The sequence below is a fragment of the Arthrobacter sp. Leaf234 genome, from assembly GCF_001422665.1.
Lineage (GTDB): Bacteria > Actinomycetota > Actinomycetes > Actinomycetales > Micrococcaceae > Arthrobacter_D.
Genome location: NZ_LMLU01000008.1, coordinates 38,035 through 55,902, shown reverse-complemented (window position 1 = coordinate 55,902; position 17,868 = coordinate 38,035). Strand labels below are relative to the sequence as shown.

Below are 17,868 nucleotides of genomic sequence, written 5' to 3'. Positions count from 1 at the left end.
CTGACACCGTGAACAGCTCCCCGACCCCGGCGGTGCCGGTACTGAACATCGCGAACGTCCTGACGGTCGTGCGCATCCTGCTGGTCCCCTTCTTCATCTGGTTCCTCCTGCTCGACGACGGCGGTGGCGGCCTCTTCCGCTGGCTCGCGGTCGCGACGTTCGCCGTCGCGATCTACACGGACAAGCTCGACGGCGACCTCGCCCGGAGCAGGGGACTCATCACGGACTTCGGCAAGATCGCCGACCCGATCGCCGACAAGCTCCTCATCGGCTCCGCGCTGATCCTGCTGTCCGTGCTCGGCGAACTGTGGTGGTGGGTGACGATCGTCATCCTGGTGCGGGAAATCGGCATCACGCTGCTCCGCTTCGCGGTGATCCGCTACGGCGTGATGCCCGCCTCGCGCGGCGGGAAGCTGAAGACGGTCGTCCAGACGGTCGCGATCCTCCTGCTCCTGGTCCCGCTGCAGGCGCTGCTCGGCGACTGGGCCTGGTGGGTCGCCGCGGCGGTCATGGCCGCCGCGCTCGTGATCACGGTCGTGACGGGGGTCGACTACATCCTCCAGGCGATCCGTCTCCGCGCGCGGGCCCGCCGGTGAGCCCGTCCTCGTCCGACCCGACGGGCGACAGGCTCCTGGTCCTGCCGCGGCCGGTCGCGGAGGGAGCAGCAGGGGACGCTCGGTGAGCGGCACCCTCGCCGCCGACGTCATCGCCCTCGCCACGCGGCGCGGTCTGACGGTCGCGACCGCCGAATCCCTGACCGCCGGCATGGTCGCCTCGGCACTGGCCGATGTGCCCGGCGCCTCGTCCGTCCTGCAGGGCGGTGTAGTCGCCTACCAGGTCGAGGTCAAGCAGAATCTGCTCGGCGTGGACGCTGATCTGCTGGCCGATGTCGGCGCCGTCGATGCCCGCGTCGCGGCGGCCATGGCCGAGGGGGCCCGGCTCGCCCTCGTCGCCGACATCGGCGTCGCCACCACGGGAGTGGCCGGGCCGTCGGCGCACCAGGGCAAGCCCGTGGGCACCGTCTTCACGGCGATCTCGACGGCATCCGGGACCCGGAGCTTCGAACACCACTTCCACGGCGGGCGGGACGGCGTCCGCGCCGCGACCGTCGAAGCCGTCCTGGCGGAACTCCTCGGGGAACTCTCCGGGGGAACAAACCGCCCACGGGGTGAGTTATAAACACTGCCGGCCGTTGATAGGGTTGGCGGCTCAGGCTCAAGCAGATCGGGCAGGTCATCATCACGGGCGTTCGTCGATCACGGCGGTGCCGCATCTATGAGGGAGCAAGGCGATACAGATGGTAAAGCAGCCCGTATCCGTAAACGGCGTCGTCCGTTGGCGTGATGTGGGGTTGGCAGATGATGCACAACGCAAGCCCAAGGAGCGCAAAATGGTCGTACTTCGCCATGAGATCGGCGATGTCCTCCGGGATGTCCGCCAGCGCCAGGGCCGTACCCTGCGTGAGGTGTCGCACAGTGCGAGGGTTTCCCTCGGATACCTCAGCGAGGTCGAGCGTGGACAGAAGGAAGCATCCTCTGAACTCCTCTCATCAATCTGCAGTGCACTCGAGGTGCCGCTCTCCTCGATGCTGCGGGAAGTCAGCGACCGGCTGGCAGAAGCAGAAGGCGTGTCCATCCCAGATACCGTTCCCCAGGAATTCGCGCGTGAGTTCGGCGACGACCTCAGCGACGGACTGAACGACGATTTCCGTCGGGGGCTCGCGGCGACGAACCGCTAGCCACCCCACGACAAGGAAGGCCCGCCCCACAGGGGACGGGCCTTCCTGCTGTCCGCTACCAGTTGTCCTTGGTGTACGTGTTGTTGAGCTGCGCGATCAGGGTGCCCAGACGCGTGAGGTCGTCGACCTCCCAGTCCTCCATGAGCTGGTGGAACGCCTGCTTCCTGGCAGACTGCGCCGCGACCAGCTGAGTGGTTCCGGCGTCCGTGAGCGAGATGGACTGTGCCCGCCCGTCGAGCGGGTCCGCCTCCTTCTGCACCAGGCCGAGCTGCTCCAGCATCGCGATCTGGCGACTGACCGAGGGCTTGCCCACCCCGACGCTCGCAGCGATGTCCGTCAGGCGCATCGACCCCTCCCGCTGCAGGATCACGAGCAGGCCGTAGGCCGCCGGCTCCATGTCCGGGTGCACGCGACGCGCGACCTTGTAGGAATTCGACCTGGCACGACGCCACAGCATGCTCAGCTGTTGCTCGAGCGCTTCGATGGCGGCATCGGTGTCGGCGTCGTCGCCGGGATAGGGCGCCAGGCTCGGGCCGGGGTCGGTGCTGCTCGGCTTCGCGTTCATGGGCCAATTGTAGGGTTCCGGTTCCCAGGCGGCACCATGCGACGCCGGCCGATATCCCGCGACCTCCGTCGACGTGGCGCGACTCCGTCGCCTGCCGGGTCGCCAAGAGCACCACGGCGCTGCACGGTCCAGCCGCGCAGCCTGCCCTCGTGGCGGGCAGCTCGGCCCCGCCCTGGCCGATGCTGCGCGGCGTCGGTGCGGGCGGCCACAATGGAGAGGGCGCCGCAGGGCATGCAGGCGCCGTCGAACAGGAACGGCAGGGAACTGGACATGCGGTTGAGCGATTTCTGGCGGTTGATGGACGACGAGTTCGGGGAGCGGTATTCCCGCACCCTCGCCCGTGACCTCGTGGTGGACCAGCTCGGTGACAGGACCGCCTCCGAGGCGCTGTCGGCGGGCCTGGATCCGAAAGCGGTGTGGGAGGCGGTGTGCCGCGCCCAGGACGTCCCCCGGGACCGCTGGCTGGGCCAGGACGTGAAGCCGCGCTGACCCCGCCCGGACCGTCGGCGAACACGCGGGGGAGGTCGTGGATAATCGAATATCTGTTCGGATCGCGGTAGAATGATCCTGGAGGCGGAGTGCTCTTGTACACATAGCGGCAGGCCCACCTCAAACTGTCGGCGCAGACTCCTACAGTCGACACTGAACACGTAAACAGGCCTCACGGCCATGGACAACCGAGGTGAAGAATGGCCGCTCCAGACCGCGAGAAAGCCCTCGAAGCAGCTCTCGCTCAGATCGACAAGCAGTACGGCAAGGGTTCCGTGATGCGTCTCGGTGACGAGACCAGGGCGCCCATCGAGACCATCTCGACCAGCTCCATCGCGCTGGACGCCGCGCTCGGTATCGGCGGGCTGCCCCGGGGAAGGGTCGTCGAGATCTACGGGCCGGAGTCCTCGGGCAAGACCACCGTCGCACTCCACGCCGTCGCCAGTGCCCAGCGCAACGGCGGGATCGCCGCGTTCATCGATGCCGAACACGCGCTCGACCCCGAGTACGCCAAGCGGCTCGGTGTGGATACGGATGCCCTCCTGGTCTCCCAGCCGGACACCGGTGAGCAGGCGCTGGAGATCATGGACATGCTGATCGGGTCGGGGTCCATCGACATCGTCGTGATCGACTCCGTGGCCGCACTCGTGCCCCGCGCCGAGATCGAGGGCGAGATGGGCGACAGCCACGTCGGTCTGCAGGCGCGCCTCATGAGCCAGGCGCTGCGCAAGATCACCGGTCGCCTGAGCCAGACCAAGACGACGGCCATCTTCATCAACCAGCTACGCGAGAAGATCGGCGTGTTCTTCGGAAGCCCCGAGACCACCACAGGTGGCAAGGCGCTCAAGTTCTACGCCTCCGTCCGCATCGACGTGCGGCGCATCGAGACGTTGAAGGAGGGGGTGAACCCGGTCGGCAACAGGACCCGCGCCAAGATCGTCAAGAACAAGATGGCGCCGCCCTTCAAGCAGGCGGAGTTCGACATCCTCTACGGACACGGGATCTCCCGTGAGGGCGGGCTGATCGACGTCGGGGTCGAGAATGGCCTGGTCAAGAAGTCGGGCGCCTGGTTCACCTACGACGGTGACCAGTTGGGACAGGGCAAGGAGAACGCCCGTAAGTTCCTCATCGACAACCCGGGACTGGCCGATGAGCTGGAGCAGAAGATCCGGGTGAAGCTGGGGATCGGTGTCCACGCGGAGGAGCCTGAGGCGCCCAAGCTGAAGGCCGTCAGCGGCGAGTAGCCGCATGAACGGGGACGACGGCGCGGGTCCCGTCGAGTGGGGGACCTCCTTCGGCCGATTCGGCGGCGACAGCTCGCAGGAGCCTGCCGAAAGGTCGGACGGCGACGGCGAGATTCCCCGTCGGCAGGGCATGCGGAAGGGCCTGACGCGGTTCGGGTCGTCCTCCTTCGGCCGGAGCGGGGTATCGAGGTCGGCGTCCGGGCGCACGGAAGCCGGAACGCCCAAGCGCAGCCGGCGGCAGCCGGGAGCGCGGGCTACCAGCGGCCGCGGCGGACGCTCCTTCGTCGATCCGTTCGGACCGGTCGTCGGATCGTCGGCCGATGCCGACGCCGATGCCTCCGCGGATGTGACGGTTGGGCTGTCCGACAGCGGCGAGAGCCCGAGAGCCCGGCCGCAGGGACGCCGCCGTCGGCAGGGGGCGCGAGTCGAGACCGGGACCGGAGCGGATGCCGCACTCGACGGACCGGCCGGGCCACCGCGGCATCCTGACGGTGATGAGATGCCTGCCGACGCGGCGAGGACCGACGAGGAGTGGACGTCACTGGGTCGCTCGGTGCTCCTGCGGCAACTCGCCCTCGGTGCGCGGAGTCGTCATCAACTCGACCGCAAGCTCGCCGAGCGGGAGGTGCCTCCGTCGGTCGCCTCGGCGCTCCTCGACCGGTTCGTCGAGGTGCAGCTGATCGATGACGCGGAGTTCGCGCGCATGTGGGTCCGCACGCGGATCGCGGCCAAATCCCTGTCCCGGTCGTCATTGCGTCGCGAGCTGGCCGAGAAGGGCATCGCCGTCGAGCTCGTCGAGGATGCCCTCGAGCAGGTGTCCGACGAGGACGAGATCGAGCAGGCCCGTGACGTGGTCCGACGGAAGCTTCGGGTGTCCGCCGATCTCGCCGACCGGACGGTCCGCGAGAAGGAGATGCGCAGGCTCGTCGGAGTCCTCGCCCGGAAGGGCTACAACCCGGGGAGTGCCTACTCCATCGTCAAGGAGGTCATCGCCGGGGCGGCAGCAGATGCGGCAGAAGGGGCAGAGCCGGAGGGGTGACCCTCATGCATGACCCGGGGATGGCGGAGACGCAGATCGCGCCGAGAGCCCGGGAGGTCGAGGGCGTGCCCGCAGAGGCGCCGGTCCGGGTGCGACCGGACGCGACCGGAGGCGGGCCGTCGCTCGGCTCATCGTCGGACTGCTGTACCGGGCCGGTGCGATTGTGGAGCTCCGTCCCGGCGGTCGTAGGCTTGATGCCGTGAGCAGCACAGTCCCCGTCGCCGTCGGCCCCATCGATCTCGAACCAGCCGGAGCACCCTCCGCCCTGCCGGTACCGCCACGCACCTACGAGGTGCGCACCTTCGGCTGCCAGATGAACGTCCACGACTCCGAGCGGATCTCGGGCCTCCTCGAGGACTCCGGCCTCAGCCGGAACGAGGACGGGCAGGCCGACGTCGTCGTCTTCAACACCTGCGCCGTCCGCGAGAACGCGGACAACAAGCTGTACGGCAACCTCGGGATGCTCAAGGCCATCAAGGAGCAGCGACCTGAGATGCAGATCGCCGTCGGGGGGTGCCTCGCGCAGAAGGATCGGGAGACCATCCTCGCCAAGGCTCCCTGGGTCGACGCGGTCTTCGGAACCCACAACATCGGCGCCCTGCCCGCCCTGCTCCAGCGAGCACGCCACAACCAGGACGCACAGCTGGAGATCCTGGAATCGCTCGACGTGTTCCCGTCCACGCTCCCGACGAAACGCGAATCCGTCTACGCCGGCTGGGTCTCCATCTCGGTCGGGTGCAACAACACCTGCACCTTCTGCATAGTGCCCGCCCTGCGCGGGAAGGAGCGCGACCGCAGGCCGGGGGAGATCCTCGCCGAGATCGAGGCGCTGGTGGCGGACGGGGCCGTCGAGGTCACGCTGCTCGGGCAGAACGTCAATTCCTATGGTGTGGAGTTCGGCGACCGCGGTGCCTTCGCCAAGCTGCTCCGCGCCTGCGGGTCCATCGAGGGGCTCGAGCGCGTGCGCTTCACCAGCCCCCACCCTGCAGCATTCACCGATGACGTCATCGAGGCGATGGCGGAGACGCCGAACGTGATGCCGCAGCTGCACATGCCGCTGCAGTCGGGCTCGGACCGGATCCTCAAGGCGATGCGCCGCTCCTACCGGTCCTCACGGTTCCTCGGCATCCTCGACCGGGTGCGCGAGCGCATGCCGGACGCGGCGATCTCCACGGACATCATCGTCGGGTTCCCGGGCGAAACCGAGGAGGACTTCCAGGCCACCCTCGACGTCGTGGAGCGGTCCCGCTTCGCGACGGCCTTCACGTTCCAGTACTCGAAGCGGCCGGGTACGCCTGCTGCCGATCTTCCCGACCAGCTCCCGAAGGCCGTGGTCCAGGAGCGCTTCGAACGGCTCACAGCACTCCAGGACCGCATCGCCCGCGAGGAGAACGCCCGCCAGGTCGGCCGCTCGGTCGAGGTGCTCGTGACCGATCAGCAGGGCCGCAAGGGCAGCGAGACGCACCGCCTGACCGGGCGGGCACGCGACCAGCGGCTCGTCCACTTCTCCGTGCCCGAGGGAGCACCCGCACCGAGGCCCGGCGACGTCGTCACCGTGCCCGTCACCGAGGCCGCGTCGTTCCACCTGCTCTCGGACCCGGGCCCCGAACAGTACGTCCTCCGCCGTTCCCGGGCAGGAGACGCATGGGACCGGAGCCAGGCCGACTCCTGCGGTGTCCCCGCCGCAGGGGACGGGGCCGTCCGGGCCGTGTCCCTCGGCATGCCGGCCCTCCCCGTCAGGGCGAGCGCCTGGTGATCCTCCCCGTGGTCGCCGTGGTCGGCCCGACCGGATCAGGCAAGTCCGAGCTCGGGGTGGCACTTGCACACCGGCTGGGCGGGGAAGTGATCAATGCCGATGCGCTGCAGTTCTACCGCGGCATGGACATCGGCACGGCGAAGCTGCCTGTCGAGGACCGCCGGGGCGTCGAGCACCATCTCCTCGACGTCCTCGACGTCACGCAGGAAGCATCCGTCGCGGCCTACCAGCGGGACGCACGGAGTGCCATCGACGAGATCCGCAGCCGCGGGCTGGTTCCCGTGCTCGTCGGTGGCTCGGGGCTGTACCTCCGGGCGGCCCTCGACCGTCTCGACTTCCCTCCCACAGACCAGGCGGTCCGCTCCCGCCTGGAGGCCGAACTGCTCGACGGCGGCCGCGCGGTCTTCCGTGAGCGGCTCCGGGCCGTCGATCCCGTATCCGCTGGTCGTATCGAGGACGACCGCCGCCTCGTCCGGGCGCTGGAGGTCCACGAGGTCAGCGGGCGGCCCTTCAGTTCCTTCATGCCGACGCGCGAGTATCATCACCCGGCCGTGCAGATCGGCCTGGCAGTGGACCGTGATCTCCTGCGTGAGCGTCTCGGGGAGCGCGTGCACGGCATGGTCCGCCTCGGGCTGCGCAGGGAGGTCGAGCGACTCGCCGCGAGCGGACTGCGCGAAGGGCGGACGGCATCGCGCGCGCTCGGCTACGGCCAGTTCCTGCGGGTCATCGACGGTGGCCTGACCGAGGCCGAAGCCGTCGACGAGACCATCGCCGCCACGCGCCGCTTCGCGAAGCGTCAACTGACCTGGTTCCGGGGGGACCCCAGGATCACCTGGCTGGACGCGCAGCAGGAGAGCCTCGTCGACGACGCCGACGCCCTGGTGCGGTCCCGCCGGGACCTATCCTTGGAAGCGTGACCGACTTCCGCAGCGACACCGAACCAGCCCGAGGCACCCACCAGACGGACGCCGTCGTCGGAGGCTCCTCCGGGCTCACCTTCACCAAGGGCCATGGCACGGGCAACGACTTCATCCTCGTGCTCGACCCCGACGGCCTCGCACCGACGGACCGCCCTTTCGTCGCAGCCCTGTGCGATCGGCACCGCGGCATCGGCGCGGACGGCTACATCCGCGCGGTCCGCTCGTCCTCGCTCCCGGAGGGCCGCGCTCTCCTGCAGACCGAACCCGCCGCGGAATGGTTCATGGACTACCGCAACGGCGACGGGTCCGTGTCGGAGATGTGCGGCAACGGCGTCCGCGTCTTCGCCCACTTCCTCCTCGAGACGTCCGTCGCGCACCTGCCCGAGGGCGGAGAACTGGCCATCGGTACGCGCGCGGGCGTCAAGCGCGTCGCACGGTCCGGCGACGGGTACGCGGTGGACATGGGCCCGTGGGAGTTCATCGTGCCCGATGCCGCCGTGTCTCGGGGCACGGACTCGCTCGTCGCCGTGGGCGGGCTCGACGTCGATCGTCCCGGCCTGTCGATCAGCATGGGCAACCCGCACACCGTCGTCGCGCTGGCGGAGTACGAGGAACTGGGCCGGACCGACCTGAACAGGGCACCGGTCGTGGATCCGGTGCCTCCGCTCGGGACCAATGTGGAGCTGGTCGTGCCGTCCGATCCGCTGGTGGGGGACGACGGCGTGGGTCGCCTGACCATGAGGGTGCACGAGCGGGGTGTCGGAGAGACGCAGTCCTGCGGGACCGGGGCCTGCGCCGCGGCAGCGGCGACGCGCTTCTGGGCAGGGCCCACGGCGCCGGCGCACTGGCTCGTCACGGTACCCGGCGGCGTGGTCGGCGTGACCTTCTTCGACGGTCCGGAGGGTCGGGAGCACGTGCAGCTCAGCGGGCCGGCCGTCCTGGTGGTCCACGGCACTCTCCTGAACGGCTCCTGAGCAGCGCCTGAATGCTCCTGAATGCTCACCCCGGTGCGGTGATCGTGGTTCCGGCGCTGGACGGGCCGGAGCGGCAGGGACGTCAGTCCGCCCGGTGCACCTCGATGATGCGGAAGGACTTGGACGTCTCGGCGCGCCGCACCGTGAAGCCGGTGGGCAGTTCGTCCGCCAGCCACCGCTGCAGTGAGTCGGCGCCGAGATTCTTCTGCACCACCAGCCAGGCCCGACCGCCCGGGGCGAGCCGGGGGATCCAGCGGAGCAGCAGCGCGTGGAGGTCCTGCTTGCCGATACGGATCGGTGGATTCGACCAGATGGTGTCGAACTCGAGGTCCGGGTCGACATCGTCGGGCTTCGCGCCCGTGATGTTCGTCAGGCCCAGGCGTGTCGCATTCTCGGCGGTGAGTGCGAGGCACCGCTCGTTCACGTCGACCGCAAGAACCGACGCCTGCGGGGCCCGGAGCGCCAGGGTCAGCGCGATCGGACCCCACCCGCACCCGACGTCCAGCAGCCGCTGTCCCTCGGGGGCCGGTACGCCGTCCAGGAGGATCCGCGTGCCCTTGTCGACGCCGTCGGGACTGAAGATCCCCGACGAGGTCACGAGCTCGCGCCGTTCGCCGGCGAGGACGACAGACAGGGGTTTCCGGGTGTCCGGACCGGACGGCTGCTCGCTGAAATAGTGCTGGGACTCCATGGGGAAAGCCTAGTGGCAGCCTGCAGGCAACCGGTCCGGCCGACATTTCGCGCTGGGAGAAGAGCCTGTGTCCGTCGTCGTGCGTGGACGTAGAATTGACCTACTCATACCTAGGGAGACCATGACCACGAACAACGGACATTCCACCGGAGCCGACATGGGCCCGGAGGAGATCCAGGCAGTCATCGATCGGATTCTCGCCAGCGACGAAGCTGCCGTGGCGAAGACGAAGGCCGGTACATGGGAGCAGGCTGCCGCGCCCACGGAGAAGACCTGGCGATCGCGGGCGCTCGCCCTCTCGGACGGGGACGAGACGTCGGACGCCGACGGGGACCAGCAGGATCTCGCCGAACGCCGCGCCCTGCGGCGCGTCGCGGGACTCTCGACGGAGCTCGAGGACGTCACCGAGGTCGAATACCGCCAGCTGAGGCTCGAGCGCGTGGTCCTCGCCGGACTGTGGAGCGAGGGCACGGCGCAGGATGCCGAGAACTCGCTGCAGGAGCTGGCGGCCCTCGCCGAGACAGCAGGTTCCGAGGTCCTCGACGGGATCGTCCAGCGCCGGCTCAAGCCGGACCCCGGGACGTTCCTCGGTTCGGGCAAGGCACAGGAGTTGAAGGACATCGTGCAGGCCACGGGCGCGGACACCGTGATCGTGGACAGCGAGCTCTCGCCGTCCCAGCGGCGTGGCCTCGAGGACATCGTCAAGGTGAAGGTCATCGACCGGACCGCCCTGATCCTCGACATCTTCGCGCAGCACGCCAAGTCCCGCGAGGGCAAGGCGCAGGTGGAACTGGCCCAGCTCGAGTACCTCCTGCCGCGTCTGCGTGGCTGGGGCGAGTCGATGTCCCGCCAGGCCGGTGGCCAGGTCGGCAGTGCCGGGGCGGGCATGGGATCGCGCGGACCGGGTGAGACGAAGATCGAACTCGACCGACGCAAGATCCGCACCCGCATGGCGAAACTGCGCCGGGAGATCGCGGCGATGAAGCCTGCCCGGGAGACGAAGCGGTCCAACCGCCGCCGGAACCAGGTGCCGTCCGTGGCGATCGCCGGGTACACGAACGCCGGGAAGTCCTCGCTCCTGAACCGCCTCACCGATGCCGGCGTGCTCGTCGAGAACGCGTTGTTCGCGACTCTCGATCCGACCATCCGACGCACCGAGACGCCGGACGGGATCGGCTACACGCTGGCCGACACCGTCGGCTTCGTCCGGTCGCTGCCCACACAGCTCATCGAGGCCTTCCGGTCCACCCTCGAGGAGGTCGCCGACTCGGACCTCATCCTGCACGTCGTCGACGCCTCCCACCCCGACCCCGAGGGGCAGATCGCCGCGGTCCGCGCGGTGCTGACGGAGGTCGAGGCCCGGAACGTCCCCGAGATCATCGTGCTCAACAAGGCCGATGCAGCCGATCCGTTCGTCATCGAGCGACTGCGTCAGCGGGAGCCGCGCTCCGTGGTCGTCTCCGCCCGGACCGGTGCGGGCCTGACCGAACTGCGGCAGCTGATCAGCACGAGCATCCCGCGCCCCGGGGTGAAGCTCGACCTGATGGTGCCCTACGAGCACGGCGAGATCGTCAGCCGCCTCCACGAAGAGGATGCCGAGATCCTCGGGATGGAGCACGTCGACGAGGGGACCCGCCTCGAGGTGATGGTCCGCGAGGGCCTGGCAGCCGAGCTGGAGCCGTACGTCCGGCATGAGTGACAGCACGCGGTCCGGCGCCGCCGTCGCGGCGCCGGACGCGGCTCGCCCTTCCCCGGAATCACGCCAGGCGCTCGAGCTCCTCGACGCCGCCGTCTCCGCCATGGGCGGGGAGATGCGCTCGGGCCAGCACGAGATGGTCCGTCAGGTCAGTGAGGCGATCCACTCGGGCGACCACCTGCTCGTCCAGGCCGGCACGGGAACCGGCAAGTCGCTCGCCTATCTGGTGCCCCTGATCGCCCACGCCATGGACAGCGATCGCCCGTCCGTCGTATCGACCGCGACGCTCGCCCTCCAGGCACAGATCGTGGGCCGGGACCTGCCACGACTGCTGGACGCGGTCCGGCCCGCGCTTGCCCGGCCGGTCGACGTCGCGCTGCTCAAGGGGCGCTCGAACTACGTCTGCCTGCACAAGACCGGCGGGGGATTCCCGGAGGAGGATGCGCCGGACACGCTCTTCAGCCTCGGCGAGGATGCGGCTCCCCACCCGGCGCCGGCCGCCATCGCGGGTGGAACCGCCTCGGCTCTGGGCCGTGAGGTGGTCCGGCTCCGGGAGTGGGCGGAGGAGACGGAGACGGGTGACCGCGACGACCTCGTGCCCGGCGTCAGCGATCGTGCATGGCGGCAGGTGTCCGTCTCCAGCATGGAGTGCCTCGGCGCCGCGCGCTGCCCCGTCGCCCAGGAGTGCTTCAGCGAGAAGGCCCGCGCCGCGGCGGCCGACGCCGACATCATCATCACGAATCACGCCATGCTGGCGATCAGCGCCTTCGAGGGGCTCGCCGTGCTGCCCGAGTACGACGTCGTCGTGATCGACGAGGCGCACGAGCTCCACGACCGTGTCACCGGGGCCGTCTCCGGTCAGCTCTCCGCCGCCATGGTCAGCACGGCGGCCGCCGGCCTCAGGCGCCATGCGTCCGTTGCGACGACAGCGCTCGGCTCCGCAGCCAGCGCCTTCGAGGCCGCGTCCGAGCTGGTCTCCTCCGGTCTGCTCGCCGGCGGGCTCCCGGACGATCTGGAGCAGACCCTCGCCCAGGTCCGCGATGCGGCTCGCGCCGCCCTCTCCGACACCAGGACGGACGGGAAGTCCGAGGCCGATGCGGACGGCGGACGCCAGATGGCGAGGTCCCGCGTCACGCTCGTGTTCGACCTGGCCGAGCGGATCCTCGCGGCGTCGGACGCGAAGGAGGTGGTCTGGGCGTCGAGGCCCAGCAGCTTCACGCCCGGATCCGGCTATTCACCGGCGGACGAGAGTGCGCCGGCGACCCTCAACGTGGCGCCGCTCTCGGTGGCCGGCCGGCTCCGCGAAGGGCTCTTCGAGGACCACACCGTGATCCTGACGTCGGCGACACTGGCCATCGGATCCGAATTCGGCCCGGTCGCCGGGTCCCTGGGTCTGAGTGGCCCGGGCGCGCCGGCGTGGACCGGCGTGGACGTGGGCAGTCCGTTCGACTACCCCCGCCAGGGCGTTCTGTACGTCGCCAAGGATCTGCCGAAACCTGAGCGCGGGACGTCGGACGCGCAGCTCGAGGAGTTGCTGGTGCTGCTCACGGCGTCGCGGGGCGGAGCGCTGGGGCTCTTCTCGTCCAAGCGGGCCGCCGAGGAAGCCGCGGAGGCACTGCGCCCGAAGGTGGACTTCGAGATCCTCTGCCAGGGGGAGTCCTCGCTCAACGCCCTGGTCACGCAGTTCGCCGAGGAACAGGACACGTGCCTGTTCGGCACCATGTCGCTCTGGCAGGGCGTCGATGTGCCGGGGGAGTCCTGCCGCCTCGTCGTGATCGATCGCATCCCCTTCCCGCGGCCGGACGATCCGCTGATGACGGCGCGCACCCGGGACGTCGCCCGGAACGGCGGCAACGGGTTCATGAGCGTGTCCGCCACGCACGCGGCGGTCCGCCTCGCCCAGGGAGCGGGACGCCTGATCCGTGCCACCGGTGACCGGGGGGTCGTCGCCGTGCTGGACAGCCGTCTCGCCACGGCGCGGTACGGCGGGTTCCTCCGGGCAGCGCTGCCGCCCTTCTGGGCGACGACGGACCGGGCCACGGTCACCGGCATCCTCGAGCGGATCTCGGGGCGCTGAGGGCTCCGGGCCCGGTGTCCTCCGGCGGGTCTCGGGGCGCCGAGGTCTCGGGGTGCGGTGTTCTTCGGCGGGTCTCGGGGCGCCGAGGTCTCGGGGTGCGGTGTTCTCCGGCGGGTCTCGTAGCGCCGAGGTCTCCGGGCGGGGTGTCCTCAGGTGGTTCTCGGGGCGCTGAGGTCACCGGGCGGGGGCCGTGCAGGATGCCCGCGGGCAGTACCCCCTCGGCAGGTGTCCCAGCACCGTCGGGCGATCACCGGGCGGGCGGGCTCCCGCCCCGGTCGGAACGGGCTAGAGAGCCCGCATCACCGAGACGACCTTGCCCATGATGCTCGCGTGGTCTCCGAGGATCGGTTCGTAGCGGGTGTTCTGCGGCAGGAGCCACGTGTGGCCGTCGCGCTGGCGGAAGGTCTTGACCGTCGCCTCGTCGTCCAGCAGGGCAGCCACGATGTCGCCGTTCTGGGCGCTCTGCTGACGCCGCACCACCACCCAGTCGCCGTCGCAGATGGCGGCGTCGACCATCGAGTCCCCGGACACCCTGAGCATGAACAGATCGCCGTGGCCCACGAGCTGCCGGGGGAGGGGCATCACGTCCTCCACCACCTGATCGGCCAGGATCGGTCCACCCGCCGCGATGCGTCCGACGAGCGGCACCAGCGCCGTGTCGACGGCGAACTGCTGCTCCGGGGCCGTACCCGACGCGGACGACGCGTCACCCGGCGTCTCCGCGGCAAGCGTCAGCGGCAGCAGGACCTCCATGGCACGGGGCCGCTTCGGGTCCCGCCGGACATAGCCGAGGCGCTCGAGCTGTGACAGCTGGTGCGTGACGCTCGACAGGCTCGCCAGACCGACGGTGTCGCCGATCTCCCGCATGGACGGGGGATACCCCTTGTCGGCAATCGACCGCTGGATGGTCTCCAGGATGGTCAGCTGACGGGCCGTCAGTCCTTTGGACACGGACCGGCCCCGTGGCCTGCCGCGGCCCGCGCTGAGGGGCACGACGTCGGTCGGGGCGTCAACGGTGTTCGAATCCTGTCGAGCTGCCGGTGTTCGTTCCGCCACGGTGAGCCTTTCGCCTGGGACTGTCCGTCCCGTCGGTTCCGCCCTCGCGCCTCCGGTCGTCCCGGAAGCGATTGTGTCAGTGGCGGGTGATTGTCTTGGGTTCATCGGGGCCGTCGTTACGCGGAAGCAGCGACGTCACCGGTGTTCTCCTGTCACGTTCACGCTAGGACAGACCGGGGCACTTATCAAACATATGTTCGAGCGAGTCTCGACAGCGGTCGTCGCTGAGTGCTAGAAATAGGACCAGACGAATTAGAACATGTGTTCGAACACGCTGATCGGGCGGGTCCGTACATTCGAAGAAAGAGGGAATGGGCATGGCTGAAGCAACAGTTCTGCACGGCAGCACGGCGCTGTGGGCGCTGACGCCTGCACGGGCGGTATCCCATCTCCGGGTCGTTCCCTCGACGCTCGACGCCGATCCTGCCCGGGTCCGTACGTCCACGCAGCGGACTACGGGCTTCTCGGGTTCCGAAGGCACCGTCAACGACACGCCACCGGCAGCACGGCCGCTCACACTGACGAGGCGCGGACGCCTGCTGCTGGTGGGCCTGCCCATCGCCCTCGGTGTCGCGGCGCTGGTCCTCCTCGGAGCGTTCCTCACATCACAGGCGCAGGCCGGGGTGGACGCTCCTGCGCCGTCAGCCGTGGTCCAGGTCGATGTCGCGGCGGGCGAGACACTCTGGGACCTGGCCGTCCAGTACGCGCCGGAGCGTGACACACGTCAGGTCGTCGGCGAGATGGTGGAGCTGAACAATCTGCGCACGTCGGTGATCCACGCGGGTCAGAGCCTCTCCATCCCGGCTCGGGGCTGAATCGCTCCGTCCGGATTCCCCCGGAGGTGCCGGCCCGAAGGTCCGATGCTCCTGACGGGGTCCCGTCGCATTCGTCGGTGGAGAAGCCGTCGCTTAAACTGGATGGGTGCCTTCAACCGTCGACGCCCTAGCGAACCTGCCCCTCCGTGACGATCTCGTGGGGCTGCACCCGTACGGCGCGCCACAACTCGATGTTCCGGTCCTCCTGAACGTGAACGAGAACACCTTCGGTGTTCCGGCCGACGTGCATGCAGCGATCGTCGCCGCCGTGGATGCGGCCGCGCAGGGATTGAACCGTTACCCGGACCGCGAGTTCACCGAGCTGCGGACGAACCTCGCCCGCTACCTCGGCCACGGGCTCACGCCGGACCAGCTCTGGGCGGCCAATGGTTCCAACGAGGTGCTGCAGCAGATCCTCCAGGCATTCGGGGGGCCGGGGCGGACGGCGATCGGCTTTCCTCCCACCTATTCGATGTATCCGCTGCTGGCCAGCGGGACCGGGACCCGGTACGTCACCGCACCACGCGACGCGGCCTATGCCATGACGCCCGACGCCACGGCGCGGGCCGTGCGGGACTCCGGCGCCAACATCGTGTTCCTCTGCTCCCCGAACAACCCGACCGGGACGGCGCTCGGGCTGGAGGTCGTCGAGGCGGTCTACGAGGCAGGGAAGGATTCCCGGGCGATCGTGATCGTGGACGAGGCCTACGGCGAGTTCGCCCAGGAGGGGACGGCCAGCGCCCTGACCCTGCTGCCCGGTCGGCCCCGGTTGCTCGTCTCGCGGACCATGAGCAAGGCGTTCGCCCTGGCCGGGGCCAGGATCGGTTACCTCGCCGCCGCACCGGAGATCACCGACGCCCTCCGCCTGGTGCGCCTCCCGTACCACCTCTCCGCGATCACGCAGGCGGCGGCCAATGCGGCCCTGACCCACGCCGCCACGCTGCTGTCCAACGTCGAGGCGATCAAGGTGCAGCGGGACCGGATCGTGGTGGAACTGCAGCGGCTCGGGCTGACGCCGGCGCCGTCCGACGCGAACTTCGTCTTCTTCACGGGCCTCGACGACCCGCACCGTGTCTGGGAAGGCCTGCTGGCGGCCGGGGTGCTGATCCGTGACGTCGGCATACCGGGGTCGCTGCGGGTGACGGCCGGGACCGAGGAGGAGACGACCCTCTTCCTCTCGGCGCTGAAGAACCTCCTGTAGGGCTTCGCGGCCCCGCCTGTTCTCCTAGACTTGAAGGGCAGGATCGCGGCACCCGTCCATTGGGCGGAGTTGGGCCGGCCCCTGCGCCTGATTCGCCGACCAGCGCCCGGAAGCCCGGCAGCGCACAGAAGGAATGACATGACTGCAGATGCCCCCCGCGGCCGCACGGCCCGGATCCAGCGCGTCACCAGTGAGTCCAGCGTGCTCGTGGAACTGGACCTGGACGGCACCGGCGTGTCCACCATCGACACGACGGTCCCGTTCTTCGACCACATGCTGACGGCGCTGTCGAAGCACTCACTCATCGATCTCACCATCCGGTCGTCCGGCGACACGCACATCGACGTGCACCACACCGTGGAGGACACCGCCATCGCGATCGGCGAGGCCCTGCTCGTCGCGCTCGGCGACAAAGCCGGGATCCGCCGCTTCGGCGAGGCGACCGTACCGCTCGACGAGGCGCTGGCGAACGCCGTCGTGGACATCTCCGGCCGCCCCTTCCTCGTGCACGGCGGAGAGCCCGCGGGCTTGGAGTACCACCTGATCGGCGGGCACTTCACGGGATCGCTGACGCGCCACGTGCTGGAGGCGATAGCGCTGCACGCCCGGATCTGCCTCCACGTCACGGTGATCGCCGGCCGGGATCCCCACCACATCGTCGAAGCGCAGTTCAAGGCCCTCGCCCGGGCGCTCCGCGCCGCCGTCGAGCCCGACCCGCGGGTCGAGGGCATCCCGTCCACCAAGGGGGCCCTGTGAGTGCGCGGACCGTCACCGTCCTGGACTACGGCTCCGGCAACGTCCGTTCGGTGGTGCGTGCCCTCGAGCACGTGGGCGCGGAGGTCCTCCTTAGCGCCAAGCCGGACGACGTCCTGAACGCCGACGGGCTGCTGGTGCCCGGGGTGGGCGCGTTCCAGGCCGTGATGAAGGGCCTGAAGGACGTCGATGCCCTGCGCATGATCGGCCGCCGGGTCGCCGGAGGTCGGCCGGTACTCGGCATCTGCGTCGGGCTCCAGGTCCTGTTCGACGAAGGGGTGGAGCACGGTGTCCGGACGCCCGGGATGGCCGAGTGGCCCGGAGTCGTCGAGCGGCTCAAGGCCGACGTGGTCCCGCACATGGGATGGAACACCGTCCAGGCGCCGGAGGACACCGTCCTGTTCGACGGCATCCGCGACGAGCGCTTCTACTTCGTCCACTCCTACGGCGTGCAGGACTGGTCCTTCGACGTGACGCAGCCCGCCATGAAGCCTCCCCAGGTCACGTGGTCGAACCACGGTGGTCCGTTCATCGCCGCCGTCGAGAACGGACCCCTCAGCGCCACCCAGTTCCACCCCGAGAAGTCGGGTGACGCAGGGGCGCACCTCCTGCGGAACTGGATCGACGGCCTGCGGTGACCGCGTGCTGAGCCTCGTGCTGATGGGGGTGGCCGGCCTCCTGATCGGTGGTGCCTTCTCGCTCCGGGGGCAGGACTTCCCCCGATGGGTCTGGATCGCCTTCCTCGTCCTGGCGGGCCTCTCGCTCGTCGCTGCCTACCTCTTCACCCTTCCCGGCGACTGACCGGGCACCCGTCCATCGCCCCCCCGCGTCCTCCCGTACCGACGAAAGCAGAC

General features: G+C 69.6%; 19 protein-coding genes. 16 read left to right on the top strand and 3 right to left on the bottom strand.

The window, feature by feature from the left end; all coding sequences use genetic code 11:
- The first annotated feature begins 8 nt into the window (after positions 1-8).
- The 3 genes from pgsA (at position 9) to ASF21_RS13905 (ending at position 1,738) form a co-directional block, all read left to right on the top strand.
- Positions 9-596, top strand: a complete 588-nt coding sequence (gene pgsA / locus ASF21_RS13915; protein WP_055772506.1) for a CDP-diacylglycerol--glycerol-3-phosphate 3-phosphatidyltransferase — start codon at positions 9-11, stop codon at positions 594-596.
- Between the two features lie 82 nt (positions 597-678).
- On the top strand, positions 679-1,179 hold the full coding sequence (locus ASF21_RS13910; protein WP_055772503.1) for a CinA family protein: 501 nt from the start codon (positions 679-681) through the stop codon (positions 1,177-1,179).
- 118 nt (positions 1,180-1,297) lie between these two features.
- Positions 1,298-1,738, top strand: a complete 441-nt coding sequence (locus ASF21_RS13905; protein WP_055772501.1) for a helix-turn-helix domain-containing protein — start codon at positions 1,298-1,300, stop codon at positions 1,736-1,738.
- Between the two features lie 55 nt (positions 1,739-1,793).
- On the opposite strand, the gene ASF21_RS13900 is transcribed toward ASF21_RS13905, so the two are convergent.
- A complete protein-coding gene (locus ASF21_RS13900) occupies positions 1,794-2,303 on the bottom strand; it encodes a MarR family winged helix-turn-helix transcriptional regulator (protein ID WP_055772498.1) in 510 nt (169 codons plus the stop codon).
- A 270-nt stretch (positions 2,304-2,573) separates the two neighbouring features.
- Between ASF21_RS13900 and ASF21_RS13895 the strand changes: the two genes are divergently transcribed.
- From ASF21_RS13895 to dapF, 6 genes are all read left to right on the top strand, one after another.
- A complete protein-coding gene (locus ASF21_RS13895; RefSeq protein ID WP_055772804.1) occupies positions 2,574-2,792 on the top strand; it encodes a DUF3046 domain-containing protein in 219 nt (72 codons plus the stop codon).
- A gap of 200 nt (positions 2,793-2,992) precedes the next feature.
- Positions 2,993-4,036: a recombinase RecA gene (recA, locus tag ASF21_RS13890; protein WP_055772494.1), complete on the top strand. Its 1,044-nt coding sequence runs from the start codon at positions 2,993-2,995 to the stop codon at positions 4,034-4,036.
- A 4-nt stretch (positions 4,037-4,040) separates the two neighbouring features.
- On the top strand, positions 4,041-5,075 hold the full coding sequence (locus tag ASF21_RS17390) for a regulatory protein RecX (RefSeq protein ID WP_235498991.1): 1,035 nt from the start codon (positions 4,041-4,043) through the stop codon (positions 5,073-5,075).
- A 199-nt stretch (positions 5,076-5,274) separates the two neighbouring features.
- Positions 5,275-6,831: a tRNA (N6-isopentenyl adenosine(37)-C2)-methylthiotransferase MiaB gene (miaB, locus tag ASF21_RS13875; RefSeq protein ID WP_082471587.1), complete on the top strand. Its 1,557-nt coding sequence runs from the start codon at positions 5,275-5,277 to the stop codon at positions 6,829-6,831.
- On the top strand, positions 6,825-7,748 hold the full coding sequence (gene miaA / locus ASF21_RS13870; protein ID WP_055772794.1) for a tRNA (adenosine(37)-N6)-dimethylallyltransferase MiaA: 924 nt from the start codon (positions 6,825-6,827) through the stop codon (positions 7,746-7,748). The genes miaB and miaA overlap by 7 nt, the downstream gene beginning before the upstream one ends.
- A complete protein-coding gene (dapF, locus tag ASF21_RS13865; RefSeq protein ID WP_055772486.1) occupies positions 7,745-8,725 on the top strand; it encodes a diaminopimelate epimerase in 981 nt (326 codons plus the stop codon). The genes miaA and dapF overlap by 4 nt, the downstream gene beginning before the upstream one ends.
- A gap of 82 nt (positions 8,726-8,807) precedes the next feature.
- On the opposite strand, the gene ASF21_RS13860 is transcribed toward dapF, so the two are convergent.
- On the bottom strand, positions 8,808-9,416 hold the full coding sequence (locus ASF21_RS13860; protein WP_055772483.1) for a class I SAM-dependent methyltransferase: 609 nt from the start codon (positions 9,414-9,416) through the stop codon (positions 8,808-8,810).
- Positions 9,417-9,537: 121 nt separating this feature from the next.
- Between ASF21_RS13860 and hflX the strand changes: the two genes are divergently transcribed.
- The gene (gene hflX / locus ASF21_RS13855) at positions 9,538-11,115 is read left to right on the top strand and encodes a GTPase HflX (protein ID WP_055772480.1); all 1,578 of its coding nucleotides are present in this window, start codon (positions 9,538-9,540) and stop codon (positions 11,113-11,115) included.
- Complete coding sequence (locus ASF21_RS13850) at positions 11,108-13,189, top strand: ATP-dependent DNA helicase (RefSeq protein WP_055772477.1); 2,082 nt, start codon at positions 11,108-11,110, stop codon at positions 13,187-13,189. The genes hflX and ASF21_RS13850 overlap by 8 nt, the downstream gene beginning before the upstream one ends.
- A gap of 285 nt (positions 13,190-13,474) precedes the next feature.
- Here ASF21_RS13850 and lexA read toward each other — a convergent pair whose 3' ends face one another.
- Entirely contained in the window at positions 13,475-14,182 is a 708-nt protein-coding gene (gene lexA, locus ASF21_RS13845; RefSeq protein WP_055772474.1) for a transcriptional repressor LexA, read from the bottom strand.
- 380 nt (positions 14,183-14,562) lie between these two features.
- Here lexA and ASF21_RS16580 point away from each other — a divergent pair, with 380 nt between their 5' ends.
- The 5 genes from ASF21_RS16580 (at position 14,563) to ASF21_RS17180 (ending at position 17,815) form a co-directional block, all read left to right on the top strand.
- Positions 14,563-15,060: a LysM peptidoglycan-binding domain-containing protein gene (locus ASF21_RS16580; RefSeq protein WP_082471609.1), complete on the top strand. Its 498-nt coding sequence runs from the start codon at positions 14,563-14,565 to the stop codon at positions 15,058-15,060.
- A gap of 106 nt (positions 15,061-15,166) precedes the next feature.
- Positions 15,167-16,261, top strand: coding sequence for a histidinol-phosphate transaminase (locus tag ASF21_RS13835; RefSeq protein ID WP_055772471.1), 1,095 nt, complete (start codon positions 15,167-15,169; stop codon positions 16,259-16,261).
- Between the two features lie 138 nt (positions 16,262-16,399).
- Complete coding sequence (gene hisB / locus ASF21_RS13830; protein WP_055772468.1) at positions 16,400-17,017, top strand: imidazoleglycerol-phosphate dehydratase HisB; 618 nt, start codon at positions 16,400-16,402, stop codon at positions 17,015-17,017.
- A complete protein-coding gene (gene hisH / locus ASF21_RS13825) occupies positions 17,014-17,652 on the top strand; it encodes an imidazole glycerol phosphate synthase subunit HisH (RefSeq protein ID WP_055772465.1) in 639 nt (212 codons plus the stop codon). Before hisB ends, hisH begins: the two co-directional genes overlap by 4 nt.
- 4 nt (positions 17,653-17,656) lie before the next feature.
- Positions 17,657-17,815 (top strand): hypothetical protein, encoded by a 159-nt coding sequence (locus ASF21_RS17180; RefSeq protein WP_200914841.1) that lies wholly within the window; start codon positions 17,657-17,659, stop codon positions 17,813-17,815.
- Positions 17,816-17,868: the final 53 nt, after the last annotated feature.